We start from the raw sequence: 10,182 nt of genomic DNA on the forward strand, positions 1-10,182 counted from the left end.
TCGGGGAGCATCGGCGCGTCGTCGCCGTGATGATGACCGATGAGCACGGCGCGCGTGACCGAGTCCCGACCGAAACGATCCCGCAAAAGGTCCATCGTGGCGTCGAGCTGTTCTGCGTGATCGGTGTCGAAGGGCAAGGTCAGTTGGATGTTGTCGTGGTCATCGAGGTTGGTCAGTGACAACCCGACGAGGGTGCAACCGCGCTCACGGATGATCGGCATCGCGTCGGCGAGGAGTCCGCGCGCCGACGCCATGATGAGGTCGGTGCGGTCGGTGGCCTCGAGAAGGGTGCGGGAACGGGTGGCGCGAGTGAAGTCGTCGAATCGGAGACGGAGAACCACTGTGCGGCAGACCCTTTCCGCGGTGCGCAGGCGCTTGCCGAGACGTTCGACGATTGCCACGATGGTCGCCTCGAGGTCGGCCTCGGACTTGGGTCGACGCCCCAGTGCACGCTGCGAACCGATGGAGGACCGTCGCTTGCCGGTCTCGACGCGACGCGGGTCCTGGGCCAGCGAGAGCGCGAAGAGGTGGCGACCCGCCCCTGATCCGACAACCGCACGCAGCGACCGCTCACCCATCTCCGCGAGCTGACCCACCGTCTGGACCCCCGCGTCGTGCAGTTTGGCCTCCGTCACCGGCCCGACGCCCCACAGCCGACGCACCGGAAGCGGATGAAGAAAAGCGAGCTCGGTGCCGGGCGCGACGATCAGCAGGCCATCGGGCTTGCCGACGGCGCTGGCCACCTTCGCCAGGAACTTGCTGCGCGCGCCGCCCACGGTGATCGGCAGTCCGACCTCGTCGCGTACGCGGGCGCGGATCGTCGTGGCGACGTCGCGCGGGGTTCCGCTGATCCGGCCCAGACCACCGACGTCCAGAAACGCCTCGTCGACCGAGATCCCTTCGACGACGGGGGTGGTGTCGTGGAAGATGTCGAAGACCTCCCGGCTGGCCTCCATGTAGGCGTCGAACCGGGGACGGACCACCACGGCGTCCGGACAGAGGGCCCGCGCCTCGTGGCCCGGCATCGGCGACCGCACTCCCCTGGCCTTCGCCTCGTAGCTGGCGGCGAGCACGACGCCGCCGCCGACCAGCACCGGACGGCCGCGCAGGGACGGGTCGTCGCGTTGCTCGACCGACGCGTAGAAGGAGTCGAGGTCGGCATGCAGGATCGTCGCCTCCTGCCGCTCCCGACGCTCGATCCGCATAGAACAAATGTTCGCATATCGGGACGACAGCGGATAGATGCTTGACTTCAAGTGGACTTGAACTTGAACCCTGGGCTCATGACACCGACACCACCGAAGATCGTGCTCATCATCGCCAGTGTTCGCGAGGGCCGCATCGGCCCGACCGTGGCCCACTGGTTCGTCGAGCGGATAGACACGCCTGGTCCCGCCCTCGAGATCCTCGACGTCGCCTGGACCATGCAATGTGGGACGGCCTGAGCCGCTGCTGAGGTCGGCGCCACCCGTTGTCGGCTCACGGATCTACGGGCGTGCAATGAAATACGAACAGCCCGATTCTCGTCTCCCATGAGCGGGATCGAGGATCGGGCTGCGTACGCCATGTGGTGGACACCCGGCCGCATGGATCAATCGGCAAGGCCGGGCAGGCTGTCTGGTCGATACCGGGCGTCGTGTGAGTTCCAGCGGCTTTGTTAGTAGGAGCGCGGTAGGCCGTAGGTCTCGGCCAGGTTGTTGCGCACCATTTCGTTGCTGATCGGAGCAATCCGGAATTGGCGCAGGTCCCGCCAGAAGCGTTGTGCATTGGTCTCGGCCGAGATGCCCATCCCGCCGAGTACCTGAATGCCGCGGTCGGCTGCGGCAACCGCTAGCTCGGAGGTAACGACCTTGACGATGTTGGCTTCCTTGTGACAGTTGACGCCGGTGGATTCTCGCCACGCTGCGTCGAATGTGAGCAGCTCGCACTGTTTTTGAGCTAGTGCCGTATCAGCGATGTAGTGTTGGATGATCTGATGTCCGCCGATGACTTTTCCGAAAGCTGTTCGGGTGCTGGCGTATTGGACGGACTCCTCCAAGACGCCGTCGAGCATGCCCAGTGCCAGAGCGCCGCTCATGATGCGCTCGTTGTTCAACGAGGCAAGCAGAACCTTGAATCCTTCGTGTGCGGTGCCAAGGAGTTGAGAGTCAGGAACGAAGACATCGTCGAGAAAGACTTCGCAGGAGCCCATCGCTCGCATTCCCAGTTTCGGGATGTACCGCATCTCGATGCCGGGTGAGGTCGTAGGGACCAGCAGCAAGGTGGTGGGTGGTCGGGCCCCGGGTGTCTGGGGGTCACCACTGCGGGCCAGCAACAGTAGGTAGGTGGCCTGCTTTGCGCCGGTCGACCACATTTTCTGTCCGGATACCTGCCAGCCGCCAGCTACTTTGACCGCTCGGGTGCGCATTGCCCCCAGGAGGTCGGTCCCGCCGCCTGGTTCTGTCACGGCGATCGAGAACCGAATATTCCCCGCGGCTAGCTGGGGAAGGTACTCGCTCTTCTGTTCATCGGTGCCGCCGTGGCTCAATGCTTTGGCGCCGGCGAACGAGGGGATGCCCCAGACCCAGGACAGTCCGCCCAAGCTTCGCGCGAGCTCGCGGGCCAGGACAGCGGTGTCGACCGCGTTTCCTCCCTGTCCCCCGTAGGCTTCGTCGATTCCCAACGCGTGGAAGCCCGCGTCTGCCATCGCTTCCCAGAGTTCGAATGGGTACTCGTACTCGCGCTTTTCAAGTTCGATCGCGCGCTCGGCGGGATAATTCTTGTCGACCCAGTCGCGTACGTAGTTCCGGAAGTCGCGACGTGAATCATCGAGGTCGAGCAACATCAGACAGCCTTCCTTGGTGGCGGGGCCTGGCCCAGAGGGTGGAGGGAGTCCGTCAAACGCGCCATACGGATGGTCCTGGTCGCGAGACAGGTATCGCCGGAACGACGGCGCTGCGGTCCAAGCGGGTCAGTGCAACGGCTAGCTCGGCAACTGCATCCGGGCTGATCATGCTGTCAGCAGGAACGTTGTCGGTGAGCGGGGCCGTCATGTCGGTGGCCACGTAACCCGGGCAGATCGCCGTCGCGCTCACACCCGAGGCGGACTGTTCGGTATTAAGCGTTTCACACAGAGAGGTCAGCGCAGCTTTGCTCGCGCCGTAGGCCGAGTTCAACGGTTCAGCTGCGACACCGGTCAGCGACGATATGGCGATCACTCGGCTGGCGTCAGTGGCTCCGGCTGTCGCCCGCAAAGCGGGGAGTAGCTGTTGGATGAGTACGTAGGCCGAGCGAACATTGATATTCATCAGTTTGTCCATCCGACGCACCGGGAATTCGGAGAACGGGCCGATCGACCCCATACCCGCGTTCAGAACCAATGCATCGAGACGCTCAAAATGTTCTGTATGGGCAGCGGCGAGCCGTTGCAGGTCCTCTTCGGAACCCATATCGGCGACAACCGGAAGGACACGAGTCGACGATATGCGTGCGATCTCGTCGGCGACGTCGCGCAGTGTTTGCTCGGACCGTGCCGAGATGGTCAGGTCCCACCCCCGCTCCGCCAGCCGACGGGCGATCGCGAGTCCGATTCCGCGTGAAGCGCCGGTGACCAGTGCTGCGCGGCTCATCGCGGAGCCATCCGGAGTGCTCCATCGAGACGGATGGTTTCGCCGTTGATCATCGGATTCTCGACGATGTGCGCCACCAAACTCGCATACTCGCTCGGTTCGCCCAGGCGAGATGGGTGTGGCACTTGGGACTCCAACGATGCGCGTGCCTGATCGGTGAGGCCCTGCAGGATGGGCGTCGAGAACATACCTGGTGCGATCGTGGCGACCCGGATCAAAGCTTGCGCGAAGTCGCGGGCGATGGGAAGAGTCATTCCTACGATTCCACCCTTCGATGCCGAATACGACGCCTGACCTACCTGGCCGTCGTATGCGGCGACAGATGCAGTGTTGACGATGACCCCGCGCTCTCCGGCGACAGGTTCGGTGGCGGCGATCGCCTCCGCAGCGAGCCGGATGACGTTGAACGTTCCGATCAAGTTCACCGAGACCACCCGCTCGAAACGGTCCAGGTCGAGAGGGCCGTTCTTGCCCAAGGTGCGTGCCGGGTCGCCGATTCCCGCGCAGTTCACAGCGATTCTCAGCGGAGCAATCGCGGAAGCTGCCGCGACGGCTTGCGCGACCTGCTCACTGTCGCGTACATCGGTGGGCACAAACGTCATTCGACCGCCCGATTCTTGGGCAACCTCATGGCCGTTCGACGACTCCAAGTCCGCGATGACCACATAGGCGCCCTCTGCACTTAATCGCTGGGCAGTAGCCAGTCCGAGGCCGGAGGCACCTCCGGTGACCACGGCAGTACATTCGTTGATTTCCATAGACATTCCTTGATCTGCTTCGGGCCCGTGCGCGGGCGGAGTCACATGCTCGTCGAACAGCGACGCGAGAATCGTTTGCTGGGAACGCGGTTACTCCAGAGGCGAATTCGCCGGGAGGGCGCGGGGTTATCTCATCGAGAATCCGGTGTATCCCTCGGCTGCTGTCTCACGAATTTTGGCGAAGTATGCGTTGGCTCCACCGAAGTAGACATTGATTGCATTGCTCTTGCCGGCAATGTTGGCTCCCGCGAACCAGGTATTCACCGCTTCACCCTTACCCGTAACTATCATGTTGGCGATCTCGGTGACGTGGTCTGCCCACGCCTGTTCGGCGGCTGGGTTGGACTCGATATGCGTGTAGTTGTGTTCGCGCAGGTGCTTGATGCAATTGACGATCCAGTCTGATGTCTCTTCGATGCAGGTGGGGATGTTGGCGAACGGGCTCAGCGGTCCGGTGATCATCAGCAGATTGGGGAAGCCTGAAGTGTTGAACCCGAGGTTGGTGATCGGGCCCTCGGCCCAGCGATCGGCCAGTCGCTGGCCGTCACGCCCCCGGATGTCGATGCGGGTCAGTGAGCCTGTGGAGGCGTCGAAACCGGTGGCCATGATGATGACATCGACCGAATGGTCACCGGCTTCGGTGCGCACTCCGTCGGGGGTGATTTCGACGATTGGTGTCTTACGCAGGTCGACCAGGTCGACATTGGGTCGGTTGAAGGTCTCGTAGTAATGGGTGCCGGCTGGGGGGCGCTTAGCGCCGTAAGGGTAGTTGCGTGGCGTCAGCGTCTCGGCGGTTTGCGGGTCCTTCACAATTTCACGGATCTTTGCGCGGATGAACTCACACGCGGTCTCGTTGGCCGCCTCGTCGATCTGCAGATCGTCGAAGGTTTCGAAGAGAAAGTAGAAGCCGCCCTTGTTCCATGCTTCTTCGTAAACGGCGTGACGCGTATCAGCGTCTACCTCGAGGGCGTTCAAGCCTTTACTGGTGAAATCCATCGCGAACGGATGCTTCCGAACGCGCCGAGCGATCTGCTCGCGTTCGGCGCGGAAGGCGTCCTTCTCTTCGTCGGTCAGTCGTCGGTTGTGGGCTGGTACAACATAATTGGGGGTTCGCTGCAGCACAGTGACATGGGCCGCGTCCCCCGCGATCTGAGGAAGGATTTGGATACCGGTCGACCCTGTGCCGATGAGTGCGACTCGTTTTCCGGAGAGATCTACACCGTCCGTCGGCCACACCGCGGAATGAAGTACGTCGCCCCGGAAAGAGTCCAACCCCGGAAAGTCTGGACGATTAGGTGCTGATAGCAGACCAACACCCGTGATGAGAAACTGGGCAGTGACGGTCTCACCGTTTTCGATCTCGATCGTCCAGTGGTTTGCCTTCTCGTCAAAGGACGCGCCGGCGACGCGGCTACCGAACTGGAAGCTACTGCGGAGATCGAGGCGGTCGGCGACGAAGTTGAGATACTCGAGAACTTCGCCCTGCGACGGGTATCGACTCGAGAATGTCCATTCCGCGCTGATCGCGGGCGAGAAAGTGAACTGGTACACAGAGTGCAAGCTGTCAGTTTGTGCTCCCGGGTACCGATTCCAGTACCACGTGCCGCCGACGCCATTGGCTGCCTCATAACCGCGCACGGATAGGCCCAGTTCGTCACGCAGTCGGTGGACCATGTACAAGCCGGAGAAGCCAGCGCCGACGACGACGGCGTCGAAGTGTGCGACGGTCTGGTCTTGCTCGACCGGAGCGGTTTGTAAGGACACGGGGTGCTCCTCCTGTGACTCCCCTGCGGACAGAGGTGTGTGTGATTCGATCTCGATTGAAGATCGTGGAGCCCGCGAGTGGTTGTGCCAGTTCGCTACAGGGTGCCGATCGCTGTGTCCTGAACTCGTGGGAGACGATGGCAGGGCGAAGTCCTGTCATCGGTGCCGGGTGAGCTTACGGCTCGCACCCCGGTGCTCATATCCGGCCGCCAGAATCAGTAGGCGACGATCCAACTCACATCTGGTCCCGGTACTAGACGATCCCAGGATCATTCGCCGCACAAGGTCGTAGAAACGTTGCGGGGCCATGCCAAAGAGGACGAATAACTCGGTACCTGGCGGACCTCCGAATGGTGCCCATGCTCTGGCGTATGCCAGCACTTGGGGATCTTCTCCAGGGTGCGACGCCATAGACCCTCCCGTCGGTGTCGAGCAGTGCCCGCGCGGCGAGGGCGGCGGTCACGATGGTGATCTCAACCTAGGTCGACCGTGACGGCGCAGGATGTCCGAGCCCGCTACAGCGTCAACTCAAGATGTTGCAGATTGAAACACCGGGACGTGATCCGCCGCACGTAGGTTCACGCCACAGCGCAACCGTGGCTACGACTCAACGGGTGCGAGATCAGAAGGAGTTCAATTGACAGACAGCGATATTCAACCCACAACTGCAGCTCCACCGCCGCGGAATCTCCGAACGGTCATCATTGCGGCGCTCGGCGCGAGCACCTTGGAGTGGTACGACTTCTACATCTACGGGACCGCTGCGGCGTTGGTCTTCAACAAGGTGTTCTTCCCATCGGTGAACCCAGCACTAGGGACCCTGGCGGCATTCGCCACCTTCGGTGTCGGATTCCTGTTTAGGCCGTTGGGCGGCATCGTCTTTGGCCATTTCGGTGACACCGTCGGGCGCAAGAAGCTGCTTGTTATCGCGATGATGATCATGGGGATAGCGACGTTCCTGATCGGCCTTCTGCCGACCTACGCGACGGTTGGCATCCTCGCGCCGATTCTGCTGGTGATCCTTCGAGCGGCACAAGGTCTGGCAGTGGGTGGGCAGTACGGTGGCGCGATGCTCCTGGTCACCGAGAATGCGCCAGCGCACCGGCGTGGCTATTACGGCAGCTTCTCTCACATCGGGCCCTCGCTGGCGGTGATCCTCTCCAACGTCGTGTTTCTGATCGTCGTGGCAGCGGTCAGCCCGGACGCGCTGGTGAGCTGGGCATGGCGCATTCCGTTCCTGCTGTCTGCCGTTGTCGTTATTGCAGGGATCTACATGCAACTCAAAATCGAGGACACCGCGGAGTTCCGAGAACTGCAGGAGCGTCGAGCGGCGGAGGCGATCGCCAGTGGTGCGCCCAAGCGTCGCTCGCCGATCGTCGAAGCTCTGCGGACACATCCGAAACAGATCCTGCAGGCCGGTGGAATGATCCTGATCATCCAGGTCTACTACTACGTGCTCATCGTATTCACGATTTCCTACGCCACCTCCCACGACATCGACCGCACGACTGCGCTCATCGCTGTTCTGTTATCCAGCGTGGCCACCGTGGTGACGATCCCAATGGTGGCCTCCCTCTCGGACCGGCGGGACCGTCGTACGATCCTGTTGTGGGCTGCAGTCGCCACGACCGTCACTGCGATTCCGTACGTGCTGTTGCTCGAGACCGGAAGTGTCGTCCTGTTGTTCATCGCGGTAGTCGTCCCCGGGTTGACGCTGGGAGCTCTCTACGGACCCATGGCCGCTTTCTACTACGAGATGTTCTCTGCGGAAGTTCGATACTCGGGCGCGTCGATCGGTTACCAACTCGGCGCTGTGATCGGTGGCGGCTTCTCGCCGCTGATCGCGACCAGCCTGCTCGAGACGACGGGATCGCTACTCTCGGTGGGCATCTTCATCTCGGTGGCGGGCCTGTTGAGCATCTGGGCCATCGCCTCGACATCAGCGCGAAGAGCGGGGGAGCCGATTCCGGCGCCGACGATCTAGTCACAAGGCTGACGAATGGGCGGGTGGGTGAGCGGGCACACCCACCCGCCCATTCGTCTATGTAGGAACCGCCTGGAGCAAGACTGCCATCGGGTGGCGGGACCAGACCTGATGCCGTGCCATACGAATGACATGGAATCGCCGCCCACCTCGACTCCATGTCTGAGGTGGGCGGCGACGTTGTGGAGAGCGCTTAGTGAAACGAGCGCTTCAGCTGGGGACGGTCGACCTTGTTGGTTGCTGTTCGAGGAATCGTCTGAACAACCTCGATCCGTCGGGGGCGTTGCAACCCACGCAGGTTCGGGTCCGACTCGCAGTACGCTGCGATGTCCTCGGCAGTGACATCCGGGCGAGATGGGACCACGATTGCTGTAACTTGCTGCGACAACCTCTCGTGAGGTGTTCCGATCACCGCGACCTCGGCGACGAGCGGGCAGGCGGCGAGATGGCCTTCCACCATCTGTGGGTACACGTTCTCACCACCGCTGATGATCATGTCGTCGGCGCGATCGACGTAGTAGAGGTAGCCGTCAGCATCGGCTCGCACTAGATCGCTGGTGCGAAACCAGCCGTTGACGAACTTCGTATCGTTGACGGCGTCGAGTTGCCAATAGCCGGGGGTGACCGCGTCACCGCGGACCCACAGCTCGCCGGTCTCTCCGGTCGCGACGTTGACCGCGTCTGCTGGCGTCTCCGTCGAGACGATGCGTACCTCCACGATTTGATCAAGAGGCTTTCCCAGACTGCCCTCCCGTCGGGGCTCGTCGAGGGGTTCGGTGACTGAAACCCCCATCTGTTCGGTCTGCCCGTAGATGTTGACGGGCACGATGCCGGTCAGAGAGGTCAGTTGTTGGAGGCGACTGAGTGGGAGGGCTGATCCGCCGATGGCGCAGACTCGGATGGAGGGCAGCGGGAACTGCTCGCCGCGAAGCTCGTTGACGATGTCGATCATCATCGCCGGCACCAAAGCCGTGACCGTGGGTTTGAGTCGACGTGCGTCCTCGAGCCATTCGCGAGTGTTCCAGCGGCGCAGCGTGATCGTTCCGCCGGCGAAGAGGATAGGCAATGCGAGCAGTTGCAAACCCCCGACGTGGAACAGTGGCGTGCTGATGAGCGCGGTGTCGGTCTCGTCAATCGACCACCACTCATGCTTTGCTTCGCAGACCGCGGCGATGTTGCGGTGGGTCTGTCGAACGCCCTTGGGGTTGCCGGTCGAGCCGCTGGTGTACATGAGCACGGCGTCGTCGCTGTCGAATCGCGGCACCACCGTTGATGCAGGTGTACTCAACAGCGCTTCGTCCCAGGTCGTCATTGCATTGGGGTGTTCCCCGACGGCAACCAGACGATCGTGCGCGGGGTGGTCCGCGAGAGCCTCCGTCAGACGTGGGATGTCGGCGGATGGTGCGACGACCAGTTGGACGTCGGCGTCGTCGCTGGCATGTCGCAGAGCCGCGGGGTGGAAGAGATAGTTGTAGGGCACCAGACACGCGCCGGCCTGCCAGATGCCCATCATCGCCACGATCCACTGGGGCTGATTGTGCATCAGGATGCCGACGCGTTGGCCCGGTTGAATGCCCTGATTGATGAGAAACGATGCGAAGCGCGCCGACTGGTCGGCGAGGTCGCGGTATGTCAGTTCTGTGTCGCCGTGTCGGACAGCCACCTTGCCGGGGTGGCGCCGCGCTGATCGTCGTATGACGTTGACGATGTTCACCTGAGGTCCTCTCGTGCGGTGACGATCTCGGCTGGTCTGAAGAAGCCCGGGTGGGCCATGTCAGGGGCAGCCACTACCCGGCAGCGTAGGGCGGATCGCATCGTGGTGGATGTCGCATATCAGGACGCTGGAACGATGCCGAATGAAGCGTATTGAGACACCGCTACGATCCCGTTTTCGACCTACCATCAGGCGCGGTCGTCGACCGTCGCCGCTCGGCGTCGTATCCACCAAGGGAGTTGTTATGTCTTCGGAACCGGTTGTCGTCGTTGCACGATTTGTGCCCCGTGAGGGGCAGGCAGAGCTTGTTGAGTCGGCTGTGCGTCGTGCCGTGGCAACCACACACGAGCAGGA

At 62.4% G+C, this 10,182-nt stretch carries 8 protein-coding genes; 2 read left to right on the forward strand and 6 right to left on the reverse strand.

What is annotated here, in order from left to right:
- A partial coding sequence (dinB, locus tag M1L58_RS22825; RefSeq protein WP_248660574.1) for a DNA polymerase IV occupies window positions 1-1,205 on the reverse strand: 1,205 nt, incomplete at its 3' end.
- A 78-nt stretch (window positions 1,206-1,283) separates the two neighbouring features.
- On the opposite strand from dinB, the gene M1L58_RS22830 reads away from it, so the two are divergent.
- A complete protein-coding gene (locus M1L58_RS22830) occupies window positions 1,284-1,445 on the forward strand; it encodes an NAD(P)H-dependent oxidoreductase (protein WP_248660575.1) in 162 nt (53 codons plus the stop codon).
- A 212-nt stretch (window positions 1,446-1,657) separates the two neighbouring features.
- On the opposite strand, the gene M1L58_RS22835 is transcribed toward M1L58_RS22830, so the two are convergent.
- The 4 genes from M1L58_RS22835 to M1L58_RS22850 form a co-directional block, all read right to left on the reverse strand.
- Window positions 1,658-2,824, reverse strand: coding sequence for an acyl-CoA dehydrogenase family protein (locus M1L58_RS22835; RefSeq protein WP_248660576.1), 1,167 nt, complete (start codon window positions 2,822-2,824; stop codon window positions 1,658-1,660).
- A gap of 52 nt (window positions 2,825-2,876) precedes the next feature.
- The gene (locus M1L58_RS22840) at window positions 2,877-3,608 is read right to left on the reverse strand and encodes an SDR family NAD(P)-dependent oxidoreductase (protein WP_248660577.1); all 732 of its coding nucleotides are present in this window, start codon (window positions 3,606-3,608) and stop codon (window positions 2,877-2,879) included.
- Complete coding sequence (locus tag M1L58_RS22845) at window positions 3,605-4,366, reverse strand: SDR family NAD(P)-dependent oxidoreductase (RefSeq protein ID WP_248660578.1); 762 nt, start codon at window positions 4,364-4,366, stop codon at window positions 3,605-3,607. Before M1L58_RS22845 ends, M1L58_RS22840 begins: the two co-directional genes overlap by 4 nt.
- 126 nt (window positions 4,367-4,492) lie before the next feature.
- Window positions 4,493-6,130: a flavin-containing monooxygenase gene (locus tag M1L58_RS22850; RefSeq protein ID WP_248660579.1), complete on the reverse strand. Its 1,638-nt coding sequence runs from the start codon at window positions 6,128-6,130 to the stop codon at window positions 4,493-4,495.
- A 637-nt stretch (window positions 6,131-6,767) separates the two neighbouring features.
- Here M1L58_RS22850 and M1L58_RS22855 point away from each other — a divergent pair.
- Window positions 6,768-8,114, forward strand: coding sequence for an MFS transporter (locus tag M1L58_RS22855; protein ID WP_248660580.1), 1,347 nt, complete (start codon window positions 6,768-6,770; stop codon window positions 8,112-8,114).
- 193 nt (window positions 8,115-8,307) lie between these two features.
- On the opposite strand, the gene M1L58_RS22860 is transcribed toward M1L58_RS22855, so the two are convergent.
- The gene (locus tag M1L58_RS22860; RefSeq protein WP_248660581.1) at window positions 8,308-9,828 is read right to left on the reverse strand and encodes a class I adenylate-forming enzyme family protein; all 1,521 of its coding nucleotides are present in this window, start codon (window positions 9,826-9,828) and stop codon (window positions 8,308-8,310) included.
- Between the last annotated feature and the right edge of the window lie 354 nt (window positions 9,829-10,182).

Source organism: Gordonia sp. C13, from assembly GCF_023218005.1.
Classification (GTDB): Bacteria; Actinomycetota; Actinomycetes; order Mycobacteriales; family Mycobacteriaceae; genus Gordonia; species Gordonia namibiensis.